Raw genomic sequence first — 23077 nt, forward strand, 5'->3', positions numbered from 1 at the left:
TCAACAAGGCGCTGCTGGAAAAAGGCAAGGGCGAGCGGGCGTTGGACAAAGTGCTGGATGCGGCGAAGAGCGACCCGTCGGTGTATTACCTCGAAGCCTCGATCAGCCCCAACGGCGTAGAGATTGGCAAAGTGTTGATGGGCGTTTCCACGGCTTCCGTTGAAGCCGACCTGAAAGCGTTGGACCAGCGCTTCTCGGCCTTGATCGCCAGCAGCGACCAGTTGGTCGGTGACAGCCTCAAGGGGGCGGCGGCCGACAGCGCCACGGCCATGCGCGGTCGTCTGGAGTCGGCCCAGGCCACCGCCACACAGATGCAGACCAACACCGCCAGCACCGTGCAGGAAGCGGCAGGCACCTTGCGCTGGCGCATCGGCCTGGGGCTGGCGCTGGTGGGCTTTGGTGTGCTGGCCCTGCTGGCCGTGGTGCTGGGGCGTCGGGTGGTCAATCGCTTGAAGTTGCTGATCGCGGCCATGAACGACCTGGCGGCAGGCGAGGGTGATCTGACCAAGCGCGTGCAAATCAACAGCAAGGACGAAATCGGCGACATGGCGTCAGCGGTCAATCGCTTTGTGGATAAGTTGCAACCCATCGTGCGCGAGGCGGGCGATGTGGCCCAGCGTACCGGTGTGGAAATCGGTGCGATGACCTTGCGCAACTCCGGTGCCGATGCGGCGGCCGGGATGCAGCGTGATGAAGTGGCCGAGAGTCTGCGGGCGCTGTCGCAAATGGCGGATGAAGCTCAATCGGAAAGCCAGGCGATGCAGGCGGCCTTGCAGCAGGTGGTGGAGATCCGCCAGGCCACCGATGAAAACACCCGCACTTCGGCCAAGGTCGGCAGCTTGATCGAGGCGTTGGCCGGGCAGGTAGACACTGGGGCGAAAGTGATCGAGCGGCTGGCGCAGCAGAGCGAACAGATCGAAGTGGTGCTGACGGTGATCCACGGCATCGCCGAGCAGACTAACTTGTTGGCTTTGAACGCGGCCATCGAAGCGGCGCGGGCCGGGGAAACCGGGCGCGGGTTTGCCGTGGTGGCGGATGAGGTGCGGGCGTTGGCGAGCAAGACCCAAAGCTCAACGGGCGATATCCAGGCGCATATCGTGGCCTTGCAGCAGGGCGCTCGCGAGGCGGTAGCCGCTATCGGCCAGGCCGGGCGCCAGGCCAGTGAGGGCTTGTTGGTGCTGCGAGACAGTGCGCGGCTGCAGCAGTCGGTTCAGGCGTCTGTCGAGCAGGTGCATGCGGCCATTGGCCTGGCAACTCAGGCCGCGGCCCATCAGGCCCAGGGCGCGCAAGCGGTGCGCGGGCGGGTGGAAACCATCCATGCCCAGGCCGAGAAGGCGGCCCAGGCCGTGGTGGAGACCACGGCCAGCGGTAAGGTCCTGGATGGGTTGGCGGCGCAGTTGAAGGCGAGTTTGGGGCAGTTCCGGGCCTGATCTGGCGGCTGGTACCTCTGTGGGAGCGAGCTTGCTCGCGATGGCGGCTTGACTGAGTACATATCCATTGCTGTGGTAACGGCGGCTTATGGTTCCGCTCTTACAGCGGCTCACTTTTGAGAAGCGCAAAAGTAAGCAAAACGCTTTTGCCCCACCACTCGGTGCCTCGCTTAGGCTCGGCATGCCCTCACTCCGGCATTGCTCCGTGGGCCCGCCGCGAAGGGCCATCCATGGCCCAGCGCGGCTATCCCGGCATCCATGCCGGGATGCCCACTCCACAATGCCTGCGTTCGGCCATCGTGGTTAACGGGGCTCCCGAGATCAACGTCCGCCGCGAGGCGGCCTAGTAGCCGACCTGGCTCTCACGGTCGTACACCCATCAGACTTGTTTGAGCAGGACCTGTGGGAGCAAAGCTTGCTCGCGAGGCGGCCTGATAGCCGACCTAGCTCTCCAGTCATACTCCGATCCAATTGTGGGAGCGGGCCTGCCCGCGAAGGCGGCCTAACAGCCAACCTGGTTCTCCCAGTCGTACGCCACATCAGATCTGTGGGAGCAAAGCTTGCTCGCGAGGCGCCCTGATAGCCGACCTAGCTCTCCAGTCATACTCCGATCCAATTGTGGGAGCGGGCCTGCCCGCGAAGGCGGCCTAACAGCCAACCTGGTTCTCCCAGTCGTACACCTCATCAGATCTGTGGGAGCAAAGCTTGCTCGCGAGGCGGCCTGATAGCCGACCTAGCTCTCCAGTCATACTCCGATCCAATTGTGGGAGCGGGCTTGCCCGCGAAGGCGGCCTAACAGCCAACCAGTCTCTCCGGTCGTGCCCCGATCCAATTGTGGGAGCGAGCCTGCTCGCGATGGCGGTCTCAGCGGCTCAGGTACATCCGCGTCGTCAGCAAATAAACCGGCAACCCCGATACCAGAATCAACAGCGCCGCATAAGGCGCCGCCGCGAACTCCACATTCGAGGTATGGGCCCAAACGGCGTTGCCAGCGTATTGAGCCCGGTCGGCCTCAGCAGTGTGGCGGTCGGTTCCTTCATTGCATCCAGGAACACCAGCGCATAGGCGGGCGCCACAGCAAGCTCCCTCGCCACAGGGGGGTGTTCCAATTTTAGGCGTGCAGAAACGCAAAAACCCGCTTTCGCGGGTTTCTGTGAGGTTCAAGGCTGTAACCTTGAAGCTTGAATTGGTGCCCAGAAGAAGACTCGAACTTCCACGACCTTGCGGTCACCAGCACCTGAAGCTGGCGTGTCTACCAATTTCACCATCTGGGCAGCATCTTCAGCGTTGCCGCTGTTGATGTGGCGCACTATACGGAGCGCATTTTGATCTGTAAACCCCTGTTTTTGTTTTAGTAATTGCCAAACGCAATTGCAGGGGGCAAAAATGCAAAAACCCGCTTTCGCGGGTTTTTGTTGAGCCAGCAGGCCATTGACCTGTTGCTCGAAATTGGTGCCCAGAAGAAGACTCGAACTTCCACGACCTTGCGGTCACCAGCACCTGAAGCTGGCGTGTCTACCAATTTCACCATCTGGGCAATATCGACATCGTGTGTACGTCGTCGATGGCGCGCACTATACGGAGCGTCTTTTTAACTGTAAACCCCTCCTGAGAAAAAAACCGCTAAATTTCACGAGCGGCGCTTTTCCGGGCTTCCAAGGCAGGCCAAATGACTTTAGAAAAGCGATCGGATGCTTGAAATTTCCCGTTTCATTAAGCCTATGCCAAACTAACCCGCATATAGACAAGGTGAAAACTCTCTAATGGCCGATTGGCAGTCCCTCGATCCCGAGGCCGCTCGTGAAGCGGAAAAATATGAAAACCCTATTCCTAGCCGCGAACTGATCCTGGCGCATCTCGCCGATCGGGGTTCGCCTGCTAGCCGCGAGCAGCTGGTCGAAGAGTTCGGTCTGACCACCGAGGACCAACTCGAAGCCCTGCGCCGCCGTCTGCGCGCCATGGAGCGCGACGCTCAACTGATCTACACCCGGCGCGGGACCTATGCGCCGGTGGACAAGCTCGACCTGATCCTGGGCCGCATCGCCGGTCACCGTGACGGCTTCGGTTTCCTGATCCCGGACGACGGCAGCGACGACCTGTTCATGAGCCCGGGGCAAATGCGCCTGGTGTTCGATGGCGACCGGGCGCTGGCACGCGTGTCCGGCCTGGACCGTCGTGGTCGCCGTGAAGGCGTGATCGTCGAAGTAGTGTCCCGTGCCCACGAATCCATCGTCGGCCGTTACTTCGAAGAAGGTGGTATCGGTTTTGTTGTGCCGGATAACCCGAAGGTCCAGCAGGAAGTGCTGATTACCCCGGGCCGTAATGGCGCCGCCAAGGTAGGTCAGTTCGTCGAGGTGAAAATCACCCACTGGCCAACTGCGCGCTTCCAGCCGCAGGGCGATATCGTTGAAGTGGTCGGCAACTACATGGCGCCGGGCATGGAGATCGACGTTGCGCTGCGCACCTACGACATTCCTCACGTCTGGCCCGAGGCTGTGCTCAAGGAAGCCGCCAAGCTCAAGCCGGAAGTTGAAGAGAAAGATAAAGAAAAACGCATCGACCTGCGCCATCTGCCGTTCGTCACTATCGACGGCGAAGACGCCCGCGACTTCGACGATGCGGTCTACTGCGAAGCCAAGCCTGGCAAGCTGCGCCTGTTCTCCGGCGGCTGGAAGTTGTTCGTCGCGATTGCTGACGTGTCCAGCTACGTGAAGATCGGTTCGGCCCTGGATAACGAAGCCCAGGTGCGCGGCAACTCCGTGTATTTCCCTGAGCGCGTGATCCCGATGCTGCCTGAGCAGCTGTCCAACGGCCTGTGCTCGCTGAACCCGAAAGTCGACCGTTTGGCCATGGTGTGCGAGATGACCATCTCCAAAACCGGCGAAATGACCGACTACCAGTTCTACGAAGCGGTGATCCACTCCCAGGCGCGCCTGACCTACAACAAGGTCAGCACCATCCTGGAAACGCCGAAGACCAGTGAAGCCAAGGCCCTGCGTACCGAATACGCTGGCGTGGTGCCGCACCTCAAGCAGCTGTACTCGCTGTACAAGGTGTTGCTGGGGGCCCGTCACGTGCGTGGCGCGATCGATTTCGAGACCCAGGAAACCCGGATTGTCTTCGGTTCCGAGCGCAAGATCGCCGCAATCACCCCGACCACCCGTAACGATGCGCACAAGCTGATCGAAGAGTGCATGCTGGCAGCCAACGTGGCCACCGCGGAATTCCTCAAGAAACACGAGATTCCTGCGTTGTACCGCGTGCACGACGGCCCGCCGCCGGAGCGTCTGGAAAAACTGCGTGCTTTCCTCGGCGAGCTCGGCCTGTCCCTGCACAAAGGCAAGGACGGCCCGACGCCGAAGGACTACCAGGCACTGCTGGCCAGCATCAAGGACCGTCCGGATTACCATGTGATCCAGACCGTGATGCTGCGCTCCCTGAGCCAGGCGGTGTACAGCGCCGACAACCAGGGCCACTTTGGCCTGAATTACGAGGCGTACACCCACTTCACCTCGCCGATTCGCCGTTACCCGGACTTGCTCACGCACCGCGCGATCCGCAGCGTGATCCATTCCAAGCAGAACACCCCGCACGTCAAGCGCGCCGGTGCCATGACCATTCCGAAGGCGCGGATCTATCCGTACGACGAAGCGGCCCTGGAGCAGTTGGGCGAGCAGTGCTCCATGAGCGAGCGCCGCGCCGACGAAGCTACCCGCGACGTGGTGAACTGGCTCAAGTGCGAGTTCATGAAAGACCGCGTGGGCGAGTCGTTCCCAGGCGTGATCACTGCAGTGACAGGCTTTGGTTTGTTTGTCGAGCTGACCGACATCTACGTCGAGGGCTTGGTGCACGTCACCGCCTTGCCGGGTGATTACTACCACTTCGATCCTGTGCACCACCGCCTGGCGGGCGAGCGCACCGGTCGCAGCTTCCGTCTGGGCGACACCGTGGAAGTGCAGGTCATGCGCGTCGACCTCGATGAGCGCAAGATCGACTTCGGAATGTCCGACAAGCCTGCCGAAGCACCGACTGGCCGTAAAAAGCGTGGCAGCGAGACCGCCGCGCCTGCGACCAAAGGCAGAGGTAAAGGTGCTCCTGCCAAAACCGCAGAGCCTGAGCCAGCCAAGGCCGGTCGCCGTTCGTCTGCCAAGGACAAGGCTCCCGAAGCCTACCGCCCCAGCGACGCTGCGGCGAAAAACGCCGAGCTGCGCAAGAGCCGCGAGTTGAAGCAGCAGTTGCTCAACGAAGCCAAGAGCGGTGGTAAAGCGGCGTCTGGGGGAAAGTCCCACGGGGCGGAAAAGCCGTCGAGCAAGCCAAGTAAACACCGTAAAGGCCCGCCAAAAGCGGGTTCGGCTCCCGCCAAAAGCGGCGGGTCGCGCAAACCTAAGGCCAAGTCATGAGTCTGGAAAAAATCTACGGCGTGCATGCCGTAGAAGCACTGCTGCGTCACCACCCTAAACGTGTCAAGCAAGTATGGTTGGCAGAGGGTCGCAGCGAGCCGCGTGTGCAAGCGCTGGTCGAACTGGCCACCCAAAACAAGGTTGCCATCGGCCAGGCCGAGCGTCGTGAAATGGACGTGTGGGTCGAAGGCGTTCACCAGGGTGTGGTTGCGGACGTAAGCCCGAGCCAGGTCTGGGGCGAGGCGATGCTCGACGAGCTGCTCGACCGTACCGAAGGCGCGCCGCTGTTGCTGGTGCTGGACGGCGTGACCGATCCGCACAACCTGGGCGCTTGCCTGCGTTCGGCGGATGCAGCGGGTGCGTTGGCGGTGATCGTGCCTAAAGACAAGTCGGCAACCTTGACGCCGGTGGTGCGCAAGGTGGCCTGCGGCGCGGCGGAAGTGATTCCGCTGGTGGCGGTGACCAACCTGGCGCGCACCCTGGAAAAGCTCCAGCAGCGCGGCTTGTGGGTGGTCGGCACGGCGGGTGAGGCCGAGGTCAGTATCTATGACCAGGACCTGACGGGCCCGACGATCCTGATCATGGGGGCCGAAGGCAAGGGCATGCGCCGCCTGACCCGCGAGCATTGCGACTACCTGGTCAAGCTGCCGATGGCCGGCAGCGTCAGCAGCCTCAACGTTTCGGTGGCGACCGGCGTGTGCCTGTTCGAAGCGCTGCGCCAGCGCAGCGTCAAGGCTTCCGCCAAAAAGCCCTGACATACCCTTGTAGGAGCTGACGAGTGCAACGAGGCTGCGATCTTATCCCTGGCAGTTGAGTCTCAAGCGAAAGATCAAGATCAAAAGATCGCAGCCTTCGGCAGCTCCTACATTTGTCAGCCCCGCAATCGTCAGTGGTTGTTCAAATAATCGCCAATTGCCTTGCGCCGCCCTCGGCCCTTCTCTACAATTGCGCCCCTTGCTGTGATGGCAGGCACTGATGTGTCTAGCGTCCACAAGTCCATAAGTGTCATTCACTCCTTGTCTGACCGTTTTTGAGCGGCAGGCTACAACCCGTAAGGAGCATTCATGCGTCATTACGAAATCATCTTTTTGGTCCACCCGGATCAAAGCGAGCAAGTCGGCGGCATGGTTGAGCGTTACACCAAGCTGATCGAAGAAGACGGCGGCAAAATCCACCGTCTGGAAGATTGGGGCCGTCGTCAACTGGCCTACGCAATCAACAATGTTCACAAGGCTCACTACGTGATGCTGAACGTTGAGTGCACTGGCAAGGCCCTGGCCGAGCTGGAAGACAACTTCCGCTACAACGATGCAGTGATCCGTAACCTGGTCATCCGTCGCGAAGAAGCCGTCACCGGCCAATCCGAGATGCTCAAGGCTGAAGAAAACCGCAGTGAGCGCCGTGAGCGTCGCGACCGTCCTGAGCACTCTGACAGCGCCGATGGCGATGACAGCGATAGCGACAGCGACAACAGCGATAACGCTGACGAGTAATCCACGGACCTTTTAAGGAGCCAATCACATGGCACGTTTCTTCCGTCGTCGTAAATTCTGCCGCTTCACCGCTGAAGACGTGAAAGAGATCGATTACAAAGATCTCAACACTCTGAAAGCCTACGTATCCGAGACCGGCAAAATCGTTCCAAGCCGTATCACCGGTACCAAAGCTCGTTATCAGCGTCAGCTGGCCACCGCTATCAAGCGCGCCCGCTTCCTGGCCCTGCTGGCCTACACCGACAGCCACGGCCGCTGAGACCGGGCAGTCGACGAGTAGTAAGGGATTGAATGCATGCGCGCCTTAGCTGAGTTCATCATGCGCGGTCGTATGCAGGCCACTCTGGTAGTGGCTGGATGCGCGGCATTGCCGTTGTTGTATTGGTTGGGTGCTGCCGCCGGGAGTCTTGTACTCCTGCGGCGCGGATTGAGGGACGCCTTGGGCGTTCTTGCTCTAGGACTGCTGCCGGCCTTGCTCTGGTGGCTGTATTCCGCGGACCCGCGTGCAGTCATGGTACTGCTGGGGACTTCGGCGCTGGCGTTGGTGTTGCGCGCTAGCGAATCCTGGAACCGCGTGCTGCTGGTCAGCATAGCGATAGGCGTGGTGTTTTCAGTGGTGCTCGGGGTGGCTTTCGCACCCCAGATCGAGATGCTGTCGCAGGCTTTGATAAAAATCCTGCCCGAGGCGCTCGGTGATCTCTACCAGCAGATGTCGGTAGAAGAGCAGGCGCGTTTCGCGTCCCTGATCGCCCCCGTCCTGACCGGACTGATTGCGGCCTTGTTGCAAATCGTCAGTGTGCTGAGCCTGGTTATCGGGCGCTACTGGCAGGCGTTGTTGTACAACCCGGGTGGTTTTGGTCGCGAGTTTCGCGCCATCCGTTTCCCGCTTGGGCTGGCGATGTTGCTGTTGGCGGGCATGCTTCTGGGGCCGAACTTCGGTCCGCAGATGGCGATGCTCACGCCGTTGTGCAGTGTACCGCTGGTCTTTGCCGCCCTGGCCCTGATTCATGGGCTGGTGGCGCAAAAGCGACTGGCCAGGTTCTGGCTGGTGGGGTTGTACGTCACGTTGTTGCTGTTCATGCAACTGATCTATCCGTTGCTGGTGGTCTTGGCCATCGTCGACAGCCTGATTGATTTTCGCGGTCGTATGGCGCCGAAAGACGCCGACAACGCGAACGGTGAAGGTTAAAAGTTAGAGGATTTTCACATGCAACTGATCCTTCTGGAAAAAGTCACCAACCTGGGCAACCTGGGTGACAAAGTAAACGTTAAGGCCGGCTACGGTCGTAACTACCTGCTGCCTTACGGCAAAGCCACCGCTGCGACCGCTGCCAACCTGGCTGCGTTCGAAGAGCGTCGTGCTGAGCTGGAAAAAGCTGCCGCAGACCGTAAAACCTCGGCTGAAAGCCGTGCTGCCCAACTGGCCGAGCTGGAAGTGACCATCACTGCCACCGCTGGCGACGAAGGCAAGCTGTTCGGTTCGATCGGTACTCACGACATCGCTGACGCACTGACCGCCTCCGGCGTTGAAGTTGCGAAAAGCGAAGTTCGTCTGCCGAACGGCACCATCCGCAACGTAGGCGAATTCGACGTAGCCGTGCACCTGCACGCCGAAGTTGAAGCCACCGTACGCGTTGTCGTGGTAGCAGCTTAAGCAACACCTGTCGGCTGGCACCCTCGGGTGCTTGCCGGTAACATCGGGCACGATCCTGTTTACAGGTCGTGCCCTTTGTCTTTCTGCAATTCCTGATTTTCATAACCAGAAGTGGCCATGAACGAAATCACCGCTCCCGAGCAATACGATCTGCAAACCGCTGCCCTGAAGGTGCCTCCGCATTCCATCGAGGCCGAACAGGCCGTGCTCGGTGGCCTGATGCTGGACAACAACGCCTGGGAACGCGTGCTCGATCAAGTCTCCGATGGCGATTTCTACCGGCATGACCACCGGCTGATTTTCCGTGCGATCGCCAAGTTGGCCGATCAGAACATGCCGATCGACGTCGTGACCCTGGCCGAGCAATTGGACAAGGAAGGGCAGACATCCCAGGTCGGCGGTCTCGGTTACCTGGGTGAGCTGGCGAAAAACACGCCGTCTGTCGCCAACATCAAGGCTTACGCGCAGATCGTGCGCGAACGGGCGACCTTGCGCCAATTGATCGGCATCAGTACCGAGATCGCCGACAGCGCCTTCAACCCGGAAGGCCGCACCGCCGCCGAGATCCTTGACGAAGCCGAACGGCAGATCTTCCAGATCGCCGAGGCCCGGCCGAAAACCGGTGGCCCGGTCAGCGTCAACGACCTGTTGACCAAGGCGATCGACCGTATCGACACCTTGTTCAACACTGACAACGCCATTACCGGCCTGTCCACCGGCTACACCGACCTCGACGAGAAGACCAGCGGCCTGCAGCCGTCCGACCTGATTATCGTCGCCGGCCGTCCGTCCATGGGGAAAACCACCTTTGCGATGAACCTGGTGGAAAACGCCGTGCTACGCAGCGAAAAGGCGGTGTTGGTGTACTCCCTCGAGATGCCAGGCGAATCGCTGATCATGCGTATGCTCTCGTCCCTGGGGCGTATCGACCAGACCAAGGTTCGTTCCGGCCAACTGGAAGACGACGACTGGCCGCGCCTCACCTCGGCGGTCAACCTGCTCAACGACCGCAAGCTGTTCATCGACGATACGGCTGGTATCAGCCCATCGGAAATGCGCGCTCGGACCCGTCGCCTGGTGCGTGAGCACGGTGAGGTCGGGTTGATCATGATCGACTACCTGCAACTGATGCAGATCCCCGGTTCCAGCGGCGACAACCGGACCAACGAGATTTCCGAAATCTCCCGTTCCCTCAAGGCCCTGGCCAAGGAGTTCAACTGCCCGGTGGTGGCGCTTTCCCAGTTGAACCGTTCCCTGGAACAGCGCCCCAACAAGCGTCCGGTGAACTCCGACTTGCGGGAATCCGGAGCGATCGAGCAGGACGCCGACGTCATCATGTTCGTGTACCGCGACGAGGTGTATCACCCCGAGACGGAGCACAAGGGCATCGCCGAAATCATCATCGGCAAGCAGCGGAACGGCCCGATCGGCTTCATCCGCCTGGCGTTTATCGGTAAGTACACGCGCTTCGAAAACCTGGCGCCGGGTAGCTACAATTTTGATGACGACGAGTAAGTTCTTCATCGTCTGATGCGGCCTCATCGCGAGCAGGCTCGCTCCCACCCTGGAATGCATTCCTCTGTGGGAGCGAGCCTGCTCGCGATAGGTGCGCCGCCGATTTCCGACCATAGCCGTCGGAATTGGTCAAAATTTGTGCTATATTCCGCGCCCGCGATTTTTCATCTTTTATACCGGTTATCGACATGCAAGCAGCCAAGCCGTTATTTGACTATCCCAAGTACTGGGCCGAATGTTTCGGCCCGGCGCCGTTCCTGCCCATGAGCAGGGAGGAGATGGATCAGCTCGGCTGGGATTCGTGCGACATCATCATCGTGACCGGTGATGCCTACGTCGATCACCCGTCGTTCGGCATGGCGATCATTGGCCGTTTGCTGGAAGCCCAGGGCTTTCGCGTCGGGATCATTGCCCAGCCGAACTGGCAGTCCAAAGACGACTTCATGAAGCTTGGCGAGCCCAACCTGTTTTTCGGTGTCGCGGCCGGCAACATGGACTCGATGATCAACCGCTACACCGCTGACAAGAAAATTCGCTCCGACGACGCCTACACCCCGGGTGGCATGGCGGGCAAACGGCCGGATCGGGCGAGCCTGGTCTACAGCCAGCGCTGCAAGGAGGCCTACAAGCATGTGCCGATCGTTCTGGGTGGTATCGAAGCGTCGCTGCGCCGTATCGCTCACTACGATTACTGGCAGGACCGTGTCCGCAACTCGATCCTGATCGACGCCTGCGCCGACATCCTGCTCTACGGCAATGCCGAGCGGGCGATTGTCGAAGTCGCCCAGCGCCTGTCCTACGGCCACAAGATCGAAGACATCACCGACGTGCGCGGTACGGCCTTCATCCGTCGTGATACGCCGAAAGACTGGTACGAAGTCGACTCCACGCGCATCGACCGTCCGGGCAAGATCGACAAGATCATCAACCCGTACGTCAACACCCAGGACACTCAAGCCTGCGCCATCGAGCAGGAGAAGGGTCCGGTTGAAGACCCGAGCGAAGCCAAGGTCGTACAGATCCTGGCGAGCCCGAAAATGACCCGCGACAAAACCGTGATCCGTCTGCCATCGGTGGAAAAGGTCCGTGGCGACGCGGTGCTCTACGCCCACGCCAACCGTGTGCTTCACCTGGAAACCAACCCAGGCAATGCTCGCGCCCTGGTGCAGAAGCACGGCGAAGTCGATGTCTGGTTCAACCCGCCGCCCATTCCGATGACCACCGAAGAAATGGACTACGTGTTTGGCATGCCTTACGCACGCGTCCCCCATCCGGCGTACGGCAAGGAGAAGATCCCGGCCTACGAGATGATCCGTTTCTCGGTGAACATCATGCGTGGCTGCTTCGGTGGCTGCACGTTCTGCTCGATCACCGAGCACGAAGGCCGGATCATCCAGAACCGTTCCGAAGAGTCGATCATTCGCGAGATCGAAGAGATCCGCGACAAGGTCCCGGGTTTCACCGGAGTCATTTCCGACCTCGGCGGCCCGACCGCGAACATGTATCGCATTGCCTGCAAGAGCCCGGAAATCGAATCCGCGTGCCGCAAGCCATCGTGCGTGTTCCCCGGCATCTGCCCGAACCTGAACACCGACCATTCTTCGCTGATCCAGCTGTACCGCAGCGCCCGGGCCTTGCCTGGGGTGAAGAAGATCCTGATTGCCTCTGGCCTGCGTTACGACCTGGCGGTCGAGTCGCCGGAATACGTCAAGGAGCTGGTGACCCACCACGTCGGCGGTTACCTGAAGATCGCTCCGGAGCATACCGAGGAAGGCCCGCTCAACCAGATGATGAAGCCGGGCATCGGCAGCTATGACAAATTCAAGCGGATGTTCGAGAAGTACACCAAGGAAGCCGGGAAAGAGCAGTACCTGATTCCGTACTTCATCGCCGCTCACCCGGGCACCACCGACGAAGACATGATGAACCTGGCGCTGTGGCTCAAGGGCAACGGCTTCCGCGCCGACCAGGTGCAGGCGTTCTATCCGTCGCCAATGGCCACGGCCACGGCGATGTACCACTCGGGCAAGAACCCGCTGCGCAAGGTCACCTACAAGAGCGACGCGGTGACCATCGTCAAGAGCGAGGAGCAGCGCCGTCTGCACAAGGCCTTCCTGCGTTATCACGACCCCAAGGGTTGGCCGATGCTGCGCGAAGCGCTGACCCGCATGGGCCGCGCCGACCTGATCGGGCCGGGCAAGAACCAATTGATTCCGTTGCACCAGCCGTCCACCGACAGCTACCAGAGCGCCCGTCGCAAGAATTCGACGCCAGCCGGCAGCCACAAGGTGGGCAAGGAAACCACCAAGATCCTGACCCAGCACACCGGCCTGCCGCCGCGTGCCAGCGATGGTGGCAACGCATGGGACAAGCGCGAGCAAGCCAAGGCCGCGGCATTCGCCCGCAACCAACAGGCTGCCAAGGAGCGCAAGGACGCCGCCAAGGGCAAAGGACCGAAACCGGCGCGCAAGCCTGTCGTGCCGCGCTGATCGCCCTGCCACCTCGTAAAACGCCAGCCTAAGTGCTGGCGTTTTGCTTTCTAGCGGCGGTGCTGGCCGTTTGTTATCGTGGCGCCCGCCAATTCCCGTCAATAGGCACAACAACGCCGGACACATCGCTCTTGTGGCGAGGGGATTTATCCCCTCGCCACAGGGTTCAGTGTGGATAACGTCTCACCCTCCGATTCTCAAGGACGATTCATATGAGCACTCCGTTACCCGGCATCGGCATGGACAACAGCATCTCCCAGATGATGGCCCGCCGCCGCATTGAAAGCCAAATCAACCTGCCACGGCTGTTCGCCGCCATTGATGCCGATCCAAGCATCGTCGGCGCGGGTGTGGTGTATATCGATGCTGAGTTCAACGTAGTGGTCCTGCGCGAATTCAAGCCGATTTGCAGCATCGCGCCCAAGCGCATCATTCTGCGCGAGGCGAAAAAATACATCGCACCGCAGCAATTCATCGATCAGGTAAAAAGCAGCCCGCGCGAGTCCAAGCTTGGGCTTGAAGCAACCAATGCCGGCTTGTCCTGTGTCGCCGCTGTGATTGGTTGGGTGGTGGTGTTCAGTGGAAGCGTCGCCGTGCCCTTTACGGCGGGGGCAAGTGCCTTTGTCGTTGCCCTGGGCGCCGCTGCCGCGACGGCCAGCACCGCGCAATGCGTCATTGGCGGGATGCGGGTGGCCAATGAGCTGACCAATCCGACCGGCAACGATGAGATGAATGACGCGGACTGGTACAACATCGTGTCGCCGATCCTTGACGGGGTTTCCCTGGTGGGTGTCGGTGGCTCGGCGCTGACGACTGTCCGGCTGCTCAAGGCCAACAAAGCGGCCGGCACTGGAAAGAGTTGGTATCAGTTGCTCAAGGGCCTGAATCGGCAAGAGCGAAGCAAGCTGACCAAGGAGCTGTTGACGCTCAAGGACCCGAGCCTGACGGCGAAGCTACTCAAGTTGCAGCAACGCGCGGGGGCCGTGCCCAAACGTTATTCCTCCGCTGAAATCCGCCACGCGACCCTGACTCAGATCAAGGACTCGTTGGGTGGCGCCCTGGGCGTTATCGGCAGTTATACCGGCGGCGGCCATGTGAAGACCGTGGCCGTCGGCCTATATGAGGAGTTCACGGAATGATCGGTGGCGGATCGCTGAAATCATTTCTCGCCCGTTATTTTCCGGTTTTCATGGGGACGATCCTGCTGGGCTGCTTTTCCGGGTCCACGCTGCTTGTGTTGGCCGGGACCACTTATTGGCGTGCCCTGGAGCCGTCAGCCAGGACCGACTATGTCGGGCTCGGCACTTTGGCCCTGGTGATCGTTCTGGTCTTGGGCAACCTCTTGATTGCTCGCGGGCGCGCCTGGGCGGTCTGGTGGGTGGCGGGGTATTTCCTGGCCTGTCTGGCGGCGGTGCTGCCGACGTTCGCGTATCGGCCGCATCAGGGCGTGTACCTATTCGCGGTGTTATTGCCACTGCTGGGGCTCTTGCTGCTCAACAGCAAGCGCCATCGGGAGATGCGCAGCAAACTCGTCGACATCCGCCGCCAACGCGCGCTGATCATCCAGGCCGCCAAGGCATCACGCCTGCGTCGCTGAGTCGATTCGCGCTGCCGGCGCCGCATTTATGTGCATTGCTTTGCAGATGAATTCGGGCAGCGCGCGTTTTTAGTGCTCTACTGCCTTGAGTAGATAAAGAAAGTGTCCGGCCTGCCTGCATGGCATAAGTCTTGCGCCGCTTTCGATAACGCCCAGGCTCGCAGGAGGCACGTCGTGTCGATCCATGTCGCATTGCATCACGTCACGCATTACCGCTACGACCGCGCCGTCGAACTCGGCCCGCAGATCGTTCGCCTGCGCCCGGCGGCCCACAGCCGCACGCGGATTCTTTCCTATGCGCTGAAGGTTTCGCCCGAGCAGCATTTCATCAACTGGCAGCAGGACCCCCAGGGCAATTACCTGGCGCGGTTGGTGTTTCCCGAGAAAACCCGGGAGATGCGAATAGAGGTCGATTTGTTGGCGGAAATGGCGGTGTTCAATCCGTTCGACTTCTTCCTCGAGCCCTACGCCGAAAAGATTCCGTTCGCCTACGCGGCCGACGAGCGCAAGGAGCTGGCGCCTTACCTGGAAACCCTGCCGCTGACGCCGAGGTTCCAGGCTTATCTGGACGGGATCGACCGCACGCCGTTGCCCGCGGTGGATTTCCTGGTGGCGCTCAACCAGCGCCTGAGCGAAGACATCAACTACCTGATCCGCATGGAGCCGGGCGTGCAGACCCCGGAGCATACGCTGGAGCACGCCTCCGGTTCCTGCCGCGACTCGGCCTGGTTGTTGGTGCAGCTGTTGCGCAACCTCGGCCTGGCTGCGCGGTTTGTCTCCGGTTACCTGATCCAGTTGACCGCTGATGTGAAAAGTCTCGATGGCCCGTCTGGCACTGACGTGGACTTCACCGACCTGCATGCCTGGTGCGAGGTCTACCTGCCCGGTGCCGGCTGGATCGGCCTGGATGCGACGTCCGGGTTGTTCGCCGGTGAAGGCCACATCCCGTTGGCGTGCAGTCCCGATCCGTCCTCGGCGGCACCGATCAGTGGTTTGGTGGAGCCTTGCGAGTGTGAGTTCAGCCATGAAATGTCCGTCGAGCGGGTCTGGGAAGCGCCACGGGTGACCAAGCCTTACACCGACGCACAGTGGCTGGCGATCCAGGCGCTGGGGCGCCAGATCGATGCCGACCTGTTGGAGGGCGACGTGCGCCTGACCATGGGTGGCGAACCGACCTTTGTCTCCATCGATGACCCGGACGGTGCCGAGTGGAACACCGCGGCACTCGGGCCGGATAAACGCCGGCTCTCCGCCGAGCTGTTCCAGCGCATGCGCAATCACTATGCGCCCAAGGGGCTGGTGCATTTCGGCCAGGGCAAGTGGTACCCCGGCGAACAATTGCCGCGCTGGTCGCTCAACTGCTATTGGCGGCGCGACGGGGTGCCGATCTGGCACAACAGCGCGTTGATCGCCGATGAGCAGGAGGACTACGGCGCCGATGGCGAACTGGCCGGGCGTTTCCTGGCGAGCGTTGCCGAGCGTTTGAAAATTCCTGCGCGGTTCGTGTTTCCGGCCTACGAAGACAACTTCTATTACCTCTGGCGCGAAGGTGCATTGCCTTCGAATGTCACGGCCGAGGACCCACGTCTGGAGGACGCCCTGGAGCGTGCACGGTTGCGCAAGGTCTTCAGCCAGGGCCTGGACAAGGTCATCGGCCAGGTCCTGCCGCTGGCCCGTACCGCCAAGGGCGATCAGTGGCAAAGCGGTCGCTGGTATCTGCGTGACAGTCACTGCCGCCTGGTGCCAGGGGATTCGCCCCTGGGCTATCGCTTGCCACTGGCGTCCCAGCCATGGGTGACGGCGGCCGAGTACCCGTTCATCCACCCCACCGACCCGAACCAGGACTTGCCCGAGCTGCCCGGCACCGAGCAACTGGCGCGTCACGGCGAGCCGGCGGCCGAGCAGGAGCGTGTCCCGGAGATCGACAAATCCGCCGACTGGCTGACCCGCACCGCCTTCTGTGCCGAGGCCCGCGATGGCCGCCTGTACCTGTTCATGCCGCCACTGGAGCGGGTCGAGGATTACCTGGAACTGGTCAGCGCCATCGAGGCGACGGCTGAGGAGCTGCACTGTCCGGTGCTGTTGGAGGGCTACGAGCCGCCGAGCGACCCGCGCCTGGGCAATTTCCGCATCACCCCCGACCCGGGTGTGATCGAGGTCAACGTGCAACCCTCGGCGACCTGGGATGAGTTGGTCGAGCGCACTGAGTTTCTATACGAAGAGGCGCGACAGACCCGACTGACCACCGAGAAATTCATGATCGATGGCCGGCACACGGGCACCGGCGGTGGTAACCATTTCGTACTGGGTGGCGCGACACCGGCTGACTCACCGTTTCTGCGGCGTCCCGACCTGCTGCGCAGCCTGATCAGTTACTGGCATAACCATCCGTCATTGTCCTACCTGTTTTCCGGATTGTTCATCGGCCCGACCTCCCAGGCGCCTCGCGTGGACGAGGCGCGCAACGACGCGTTGTACGAACTGGAAATCGCTTTCGCGCAAATGCCACAGCCCGGCGAGGAATGCCCGCCGTGGTTGGTCGATCGCCTGTTGCGCAACCTGTTGATCGACGTGACCGGCAATACGCACCGTGCCGAATTCTGCATCGACAAGCTCTATTCGCCGGACGGCGCCACCGGGCGTCTCGGCTTGTTGGAGTTGCGTGCTTTCGAGATGCCACCCCACGCCCGCATGAGCCTGGCCCAGCAATTACTGCTGCGGGCGCTGGTGGTGCGGTTCTGGCGTGAGCCTTATGCGCCGGCGAAACTGGCGCGCTGGGGCACCGAGCTGCATGACCGTTTCCTGTTGCCGCACTTTATCGAGCAGGATTTTGCCGACGTCATCCATGAGCTGAACGCCGCCGGCTACCCGCTGCGGGCCGAGTGGTTCGCCGCGCACCTGGAGTTCCGTTTCCCCAAGGTGGGCGATTACGCGGTCAGCGGCATCGAGCTGCAATTGCGCCAAGCCCTCGAGCCTTGGCATGTGCTGGGGGAAGAGGGCGCGGTGGGCGGCACCGTGCGTTATGTGGATTCCTCCCTGGAGCGCTTGCAGGTCAAGCTCAGCGGCCTGGCGCCGCAACGCTACCTGCTGACCTGCAATGGCGTGCCGGTGCCGTTGCAACCCACTGGTCGGGTCGGCGAGTTCGTCGCCGGGGTGCGTTTCCGCGCCTGGCAACCGGCCAACTGCCTGCAACCGACCATCCCGGTGCATGCGCCGCTGGTCTTCGATTTGCTCGACACCTGGATGCAACGTTCCGTGGGCGGCTGCCAGTATCACGTGGCCCATCCGGGCGGGCGCAACTACGACAGCCTGCCGGTGAATGCCAACGAGGCCGAAAGCCGGCGGATGGCGCGTTTCTTCCGTATCGGACACACGCCTGGGAAACTTCCGACACCCAGCCTGGCAGTGGATGACGAGTTTCCGCTCACACTCGATCTGCGACGTTTTCCAGGAGCGTTAAAGCGCTAGGTGGCCCTTGTGGCGAGGGGATTTAGCGAAACGTCGCACCGCCCCGCTGGGCTGCGCAGCAGCCCTAAAGCAGTTAGCTCAATCTTCCTGGCACACCGAGTTGCCTGGTTTGGGGGCTGCTGCGCAGCCCAGCGGGGATAAATCCCCTCGCCACGATGATTGCAGTCTGAAAACCCAGGCCGGACCCAACATAAAACACACCTATCCGGGCGTCATGCGCTTGCGCTAGTCTCACCTTTTATTGCCGTCTGCCGAGCTTTCCATGCCTGACCTGCTTGACCGTTACCCGCTGACGACGGGCACCTATCACGAACTGTTGGACGACAGCGGTGCGGTGCGTCCGCACTGGCGGCGGTTGTTCGATCAGTTGCAGCGCAGCACGCCGGCTCACCTGATCCAGCGTCAGGCGCTGCTGGCTCGGCAGATCCAGGAAAACGGTGTCACCTATAACGTCTACGCCGATCCGAAGGGCGCCGACCGGCCGTGGGAGCTGGACCTGCTGCCCCACGTGATCGACCCGCAGGAATGGAAACATCTGTCGGCCGGGATCGCCCAGCGTGCGCGGCTGCTCAATGCGGTGCTGGCCGACCTGTATGGGCCACAGCGGCTGATCAGCGAAGGGCTGCTGCCGGCAGAGCTGGTATTCGGGCACAACAATTTCCTTTGGCCCTGCCAGGGCATCGCGCCACCGGACGGCAGCTTCCTGCACTTGTATGCGGTGGATCTGGCGCGCACGCCCGATGGCCGTTGGTGGGTCACGGCGGATCGGACCCAGGCGCCTTCGGGGGCCGGTTATGCGCTGGAAAATCGCATGATCGTTTCCCGCGCCTTCCCCGATTTGTATCGCGACTTGAAGGTGCGGCACTTGTCCGGGTTTTTCCGCACCTTGCAGGAAACCCTGGCAAGACAGGCCCCCAGCGACGGTGAGTCGCCACTGGTGGTGCTGTTGACGCCGGGGCGGTTCAACGAAAGTTATTTCGAACATCTTTATCTGGCGCGCCAGCTCGGCTATCCGCTGGTAGAGGGAGGCGACCTGACCGTGCGGGACGCCACGGTCTACCTCAAGACCCTCAGTGGCCTGCGCCGGGTCCACGCCATCATGCGCCGGCTCGACGACGATTTCTGCGACCCCCTGGAGCTGCGTACCGATTCGGCCCTCGGCGTGCCGGGGTTGTTGGAAGCGGTGCGCCAGGGCCGGGTGCTGGTGGCCAATGCCCTGGGCAGTGGCGTGCTGGAGTCACCGGGCCTGTTGGGGTTCCTGCCGAAGATCAACCAGTACCTGTTCGGTGAGGAATTGATACTGCCGTCCATCGCCACCTGGTGGTGCGGTGAACCGCCGGTGCTGGCCCAGGCCCTGGAGAAATTGCCGCAGCTGTTGATCAAGCCGGCATTTCCTTCCCAGAGCTTCAGCCCGGTGTTCGGCCGCGACCTGAGCGAGAAGCAGCGCAGCCAACTGGCGGCGCGCATGCAGGCACGGCCCTATGCCTATGTCGCCCAGGAGTTGGCGCAACTGTCCCAGGCCCCGGTCTGGCAGGCCGAAGACGGGCACATCCAGCCTCGGGCCATCGGCATGCGCGTGTATGCCGTGTCCGGGAAGGATGATTATCGGGTGCTGTCGGGTGGCCTGACCCGCGTGGCCGCCGAGGCCGACGCCGAGGTGGTGTCGATGCAACGTGGTGGCGCCAGCAAGGACACCTGGGTGCTGGGCGAGCAGGCGCCCGGCGGTGAACAATGGAAGGCCCAGCGAACCGTGGGGGTCCACGACCTGGTTCGACGCGATCCGTACCTGCCTTCGCGGGTGGTGGAAAACCTGTTCTGGTTCGGCCGCTACTGCGAGCGTTGCGACGACAGCGCGCGGCTGCTGCGGATCATGCTGGGGCGTTATGTCGATGGCGATGACCCGCAGGCCCTGCAGTCGGCGGTGTCCCTGGGTGAAAGCCTGATGCTGCTGCCTGAAGAGGGCGAGCTGCACGAGCGTTTGCTGGCGGCGCTGTTGGGGGACGACTGGTCGTTCAGCCTGCGCTCCAACCTGCAGCGCTTGCAGTGGGCGGCCTCGCAGGTTCGCGGCAAGCTGTCCCGGGAGAACTGGCAGGCGCTGGTGGAGTTGCAGCGCGAAGCGATGGAGCTGGAAACCGAGGAGCCGGATTTCGGTGAGTTGCTGGATTTCCTCAATCGGCTAGTGATGTCCCTGGCGGCGTTGTCTGGTTTTGCCTTGGACGACATGACCCGCGACGAGGGCTGGCGCTTCTTGATGATTGGCCGACGCCTGGAACGCTTGCAGTTCCTCAGCGGCAGCCTGGCGGCGTTTTTGCGCAGCGATGCAGTGTTCGACCAGGCCGGGCTGGAGTGGCTGCTGGAACTGGGCAACAGCAGCATCACCTACCGTTCGCGCTACCTGGCGGTGGCGCAACTGATCCCGGTGCTGGACCTGTTGTTGCTGGACGAACAGAACCCCCACGCGGTGCTTTTCCAGTTAAAGCTGGTGGCCCGCACGCTCAAACGCCTGAACGACGATTTTGGCGCACCGAAGGAAACGGCCTTGCCAGAATTGGTGACGCGTCTTTCTCGCTTTGACTTGCGTTGCCTGGAAAACCCCCTGTTTGGCGAAGCCAGCCTGCGCGCAGCACTTGATGGGCTGGCCGACCTGTTGCAGGAAGTGGCCGATGTCGGTGGCCAGGTGTCCGATCGCCTGGCCTTGCGCCATTTCGCCCACGTCGATGACGTCAGCCAACGCACGGTGTCCGTCTGATGAGCGCTCGTTACCAGATCCTCCACGACACCCATTACCACTACGACAGCCCGGTGTCCCTGGCCCAGCAGCTTGCTCACCTGTGGCCGCGCGCCTGTGACTGGCAGCGTTGCACCGAACAGCAGTTGCTGATCAGCCCGGAGCCGACGACTCGTCGCGATGAGCTGGATGTGTTTGGCAACCCGCTGACCCGGCTGGCCTTCGAACGGCCCCATGACGAGTTGCTGGTCAATGCTCGCTTGAGCGTCGAAGTGCTGGCGCGCCCCGCGCTGGATTTCGACCTGTCCCCGGCCTGGGAATCGACCTGCAACGCGCTGAGCTACAGTGGCCGGCCACTGGCGGCACCATTGCTGGAGGCGTGCCGTTATCGTTTCGAGTCGCCGTATGTGCACCTCAAGCGCAGCTTCGTCGAGTTTTCCGAAAGTTGCTTCCCGCCGGGGCGACCGCTGATGGTTGGCGTTCGAGCGCTGATGGAGAAGATCTTCGAAGAGTTCACCTTCGATGCCGAGGCGACCCAGGTGGCGACGCCGCTGGTGGAGGTGCTGGAGCGGCGGCGGGGCGTATGCCAGGACTTTGCCCATCTGATGCTGGCCTGCGTGCGCTCGCGCGGTCTGGCGGCGCGTTACGTCAGCGGCTACCTGCTGACCCAGCCGCCACCCGGCCAGCCACGGCTTATTGGCGCCGATGCGTCCCATGCCTGGGTCTCGGTGTATTGCCCGGTGTTGGGGTGGGTGGACTTCGACCCGACCAACAACGTCCAGCCGGCCCTGGAACACATCACCCTGGCCTGGGGCCGGGATTTTTCCGATGTGTCGCCGCTGCGGGGGGTGATCCTGGGGGGTGGCAATCATGATCCCGAGGTGCGGGTGACGGTGATGCCGCTGGAGTCATGAGCGCTGTGTGGAAAATGTGGGAGCGAGCCTGTGGGAGCCGAGCTTGCTCGCGATGAACGATGACGCGTTTTTGCAGTTGAACCGTGTCGCCCTCATCGCGAGCAAGCTCGGCTCCCACAGGGTTCGGCTCCCACAGATTGTGTGTCATATGGATGAGTTGCTGGGCGGTTTTGTGCCGATGATCAGCCATGAGCACAAGCAGATCGGGTTGTTCGAGCCGGACCAATTGCCGGCCAATCTACCTGCAGGCTATCGCCTGTCGATTATCAAGACGCTGGGATTGTGAGGGCCGGCAGTGGGACTGCCGGCCCAGGACACAAAACCGGGGGGCCGGATCGGATCATCGGGCCCTGGGGGTATCAGGCCTCGGGTGCCTGATCTTTCGGTGCATCAACATCATCTTCTGCTGCTACTTCGCCTTCGGTATCCGGGGTCAGTGCGGCTTCTTCTTCAGCTGTGGCTTTCTTGCGCTGCAGCTTTTCCTCTTTCTTCTGCTCCTTGGCCAAGTCTCTCTGACGTTTGGCGAAGGAATAATTGGGTTTGGCCATGGGCGATCCTCTGGGGTCGAAGGTGAGGTTGAGCGGCGCATATTCTGCCCTGTATCGGGGCCGAGCCGTTAGCTGGGTTTTTGTTCGGCCCACTTTGGCTGCACTGACGGTTGCCATTCGTCCAGCGCATCGAGCAGGTTCTGCGCTGATTCGCTCACTTGCAGCATGTCACGATGGGGCGCGCGGACGAAGCCTTCGCCGACGATATGATCGAGAAAAGCGGTGAGCTTGCTGTAGAAGCCGTTCACTTCCAGCAGCCCCAGCGGTTTGCCGTGGTAGCCGAGCTGGCCCCAGGTCCAGACCTCGAACAACTCCTCCAGCGTGCCGAGGCCGCCGGGCAGGGCGATGAAGGCATCGCTGAGTTCAGCCATGCGCGCCTTGCGGGCGTGCATGCCGTCCACCACTTCCAGGCGGGTCAGGCCGCTGTGGCCGATCTCCTTGTCCTTGAGGCTTTGCGGGATGATGCCGATGACCTCGCCGCCGGCGGCCAGGGCCGCGTCGGCGACGATACCCATCAGGCCGACGGCCCCGCCGCCGTAGACCAGGGTCAATTTTCGTTCCGCCAACGCCCGGCCCAGGGCCTGCGCCGCTTCACGATACGCTGGATCGGTGCCGGTGCTGGCGCCGCAAAATACACAAACAGACGCGATGGACATGCTTTACTCCGTGGTCAGTTACCCCTCCAGAGTAAAGCCTGGCCTATGCTGCGCAAAGGACTTAAACCTCGCGCTGGGGTTTTTCGTAGGTGCCACTGGCGCCGCAGGCGTAGGCGGCGAGCAAGCTGCATAACAGGCTGTTGACGTTCATGATGGGCGCTCCCGAGAGGTGGTGAGGCTGATCA

17 protein-coding genes, 2 tRNA genes and 2 pseudogenes are annotated in these 23077 nt (G+C 61.8%); 16 read left to right on the forward strand and 5 right to left on the reverse strand.

What is annotated here, in order from left to right; genetic code table 11:
- Window positions 1-311 precede the first annotated feature (311 nt).
- Both AD662_RS30035 and AD662_RS30040 read left to right on the forward strand, forming a co-directional pair.
- Window positions 312-572 (forward strand): annotated as a pseudogene (locus tag AD662_RS30035) (HAMP domain-containing protein); the annotation flags it as partial.
- 108 nt (window positions 573-680) lie between these two features.
- Window positions 681-1430, forward strand: coding sequence for a methyl-accepting chemotaxis protein (locus AD662_RS30040; protein WP_371103550.1), 750 nt, complete (start codon window positions 681-683; stop codon window positions 1428-1430).
- An 864-nt stretch (window positions 1431-2294) separates the two neighbouring features.
- Here AD662_RS30040 and AD662_RS28030 read toward each other — a convergent pair.
- The 3 genes and pseudogenes from AD662_RS28030 to AD662_RS02880 form a co-directional block, all read right to left on the reverse strand.
- A pseudogene (locus tag AD662_RS28030) lies at window positions 2295-2491 on the reverse strand (iron ABC transporter permease); the annotation flags it as partial.
- Window positions 2492-2617: 126 nt separating this feature from the next.
- A tRNA-Leu gene (locus tag AD662_RS02875) sits at window positions 2618-2704 on the reverse strand.
- Between the two features lie 176 nt (window positions 2705-2880).
- Window positions 2881-2967 (reverse strand) — tRNA-Leu (locus AD662_RS02880).
- Between the two features lie 226 nt (window positions 2968-3193).
- Here AD662_RS02880 and rnr point away from each other — a divergent pair.
- The 14 genes from rnr (at window position 3194) to AD662_RS28035 (ending at window position 21974) form a co-directional block, all read left to right on the forward strand.
- Window positions 3194-5830, forward strand: coding sequence for a ribonuclease R (rnr, locus tag AD662_RS02885; protein ID WP_018604471.1), 2637 nt, complete (start codon window positions 3194-3196; stop codon window positions 5828-5830).
- Window positions 5827-6585: a 23S rRNA (guanosine(2251)-2'-O)-methyltransferase RlmB gene (gene rlmB / locus AD662_RS02890; protein WP_018604469.1), complete on the forward strand. Its 759-nt coding sequence runs from the start codon at window positions 5827-5829 to the stop codon at window positions 6583-6585. Before rnr ends, rlmB begins: the two co-directional genes overlap by 4 nt.
- 309 nt (window positions 6586-6894) lie before the next feature.
- Window positions 6895-7323 carry a 30S ribosomal protein S6 gene (rpsF, locus tag AD662_RS02895; RefSeq protein WP_003186395.1) on the forward strand — a complete coding sequence of 143 codons (429 nt, stop codon included), beginning with the start codon at window positions 6895-6897 and terminating at the stop codon, window positions 7321-7323.
- Window positions 7324-7351: 28 nt separating this feature from the next.
- Window positions 7352-7582, forward strand: coding sequence for a 30S ribosomal protein S18 (gene rpsR / locus AD662_RS02900; protein ID WP_002551829.1), 231 nt, complete (start codon window positions 7352-7354; stop codon window positions 7580-7582).
- 36 nt (window positions 7583-7618) lie between these two features.
- Window positions 7619-8512, forward strand: coding sequence for a YybS family protein (locus AD662_RS02905; protein WP_024618455.1), 894 nt, complete (start codon window positions 7619-7621; stop codon window positions 8510-8512).
- An 18-nt stretch (window positions 8513-8530) separates the two neighbouring features.
- A complete protein-coding gene (rplI, locus tag AD662_RS02910; RefSeq protein ID WP_003197251.1) occupies window positions 8531-8977 on the forward strand; it encodes a 50S ribosomal protein L9 in 447 nt (148 codons plus the stop codon).
- Window positions 8978-9094: 117 nt separating this feature from the next.
- On the forward strand, window positions 9095-10492 hold the full coding sequence (gene dnaB, locus AD662_RS02915) for a replicative DNA helicase (protein ID WP_014336312.1): 1398 nt from the start codon (window positions 9095-9097) through the stop codon (window positions 10490-10492).
- Between the two features lie 188 nt (window positions 10493-10680).
- Complete coding sequence (locus tag AD662_RS02920) at window positions 10681-12981, forward strand: YgiQ family radical SAM protein (protein WP_018604326.1); 2301 nt, start codon at window positions 10681-10683, stop codon at window positions 12979-12981.
- Window positions 12982-13193: 212 nt separating this feature from the next.
- Window positions 13194-14120, forward strand: a complete 927-nt coding sequence (gene ssp4, locus AD662_RS02925) for an Ssp4 family T6SS effector (protein WP_024618453.1) — start codon at window positions 13194-13196, stop codon at window positions 14118-14120.
- On the forward strand, window positions 14117-14578 hold the full coding sequence (locus tag AD662_RS02930; RefSeq protein ID WP_053185340.1) for a hypothetical protein: 462 nt from the start codon (window positions 14117-14119) through the stop codon (window positions 14576-14578). The genes ssp4 and AD662_RS02930 overlap by 4 nt, the downstream gene beginning before the upstream one ends.
- Window positions 14579-14752: 174 nt before the next feature.
- Complete coding sequence (locus tag AD662_RS02935; protein ID WP_053185342.1) at window positions 14753-18046, forward strand: transglutaminase family protein; 3294 nt, start codon at window positions 14753-14755, stop codon at window positions 18044-18046.
- Window positions 18047-18308: 262 nt separating this feature from the next.
- Window positions 18309-20795, forward strand: a complete 2487-nt coding sequence (locus AD662_RS02940) for a circularly permuted type 2 ATP-grasp protein (RefSeq protein ID WP_018604319.1) — start codon at window positions 18309-18311, stop codon at window positions 20793-20795.
- Window positions 20795-21688: a transglutaminase family protein gene (locus AD662_RS02945; protein WP_014336318.1), complete on the forward strand. Its 894-nt coding sequence runs from the start codon at window positions 20795-20797 to the stop codon at window positions 21686-21688. The genes AD662_RS02940 and AD662_RS02945 overlap by 1 nt, the downstream gene beginning before the upstream one ends.
- A 148-nt stretch (window positions 21689-21836) precedes the next feature.
- Window positions 21837-21974: an NUDIX hydrolase gene (locus AD662_RS28035; protein ID WP_235862360.1), complete on the forward strand. Its 138-nt coding sequence runs from the start codon at window positions 21837-21839 to the stop codon at window positions 21972-21974.
- A gap of 73 nt (window positions 21975-22047) precedes the next feature.
- Here AD662_RS28035 and AD662_RS02955 read toward each other — a convergent pair whose 3' ends face one another.
- Both AD662_RS02955 and AD662_RS02960 read right to left on the reverse strand, forming a co-directional pair.
- Entirely contained in the window at window positions 22048-22236 is a 189-nt protein-coding gene (locus AD662_RS02955; RefSeq protein WP_018604316.1) for a hypothetical protein, read from the reverse strand.
- A gap of 68 nt (window positions 22237-22304) precedes the next feature.
- The gene (locus AD662_RS02960; protein ID WP_018604315.1) at window positions 22305-22892 is read right to left on the reverse strand and encodes a cytokinin riboside 5'-monophosphate phosphoribohydrolase; all 588 of its coding nucleotides are present in this window, start codon (window positions 22890-22892) and stop codon (window positions 22305-22307) included.
- Window positions 22893-23077: the final 185 nt, after the last annotated feature.

The sequence above is a fragment of the Pseudomonas kilonensis genome, assembly GCF_001269885.1.
GTDB classification, from domain to species: Bacteria; Pseudomonadota; Gammaproteobacteria; order Pseudomonadales; family Pseudomonadaceae; genus Aquipseudomonas; species Aquipseudomonas kilonensis.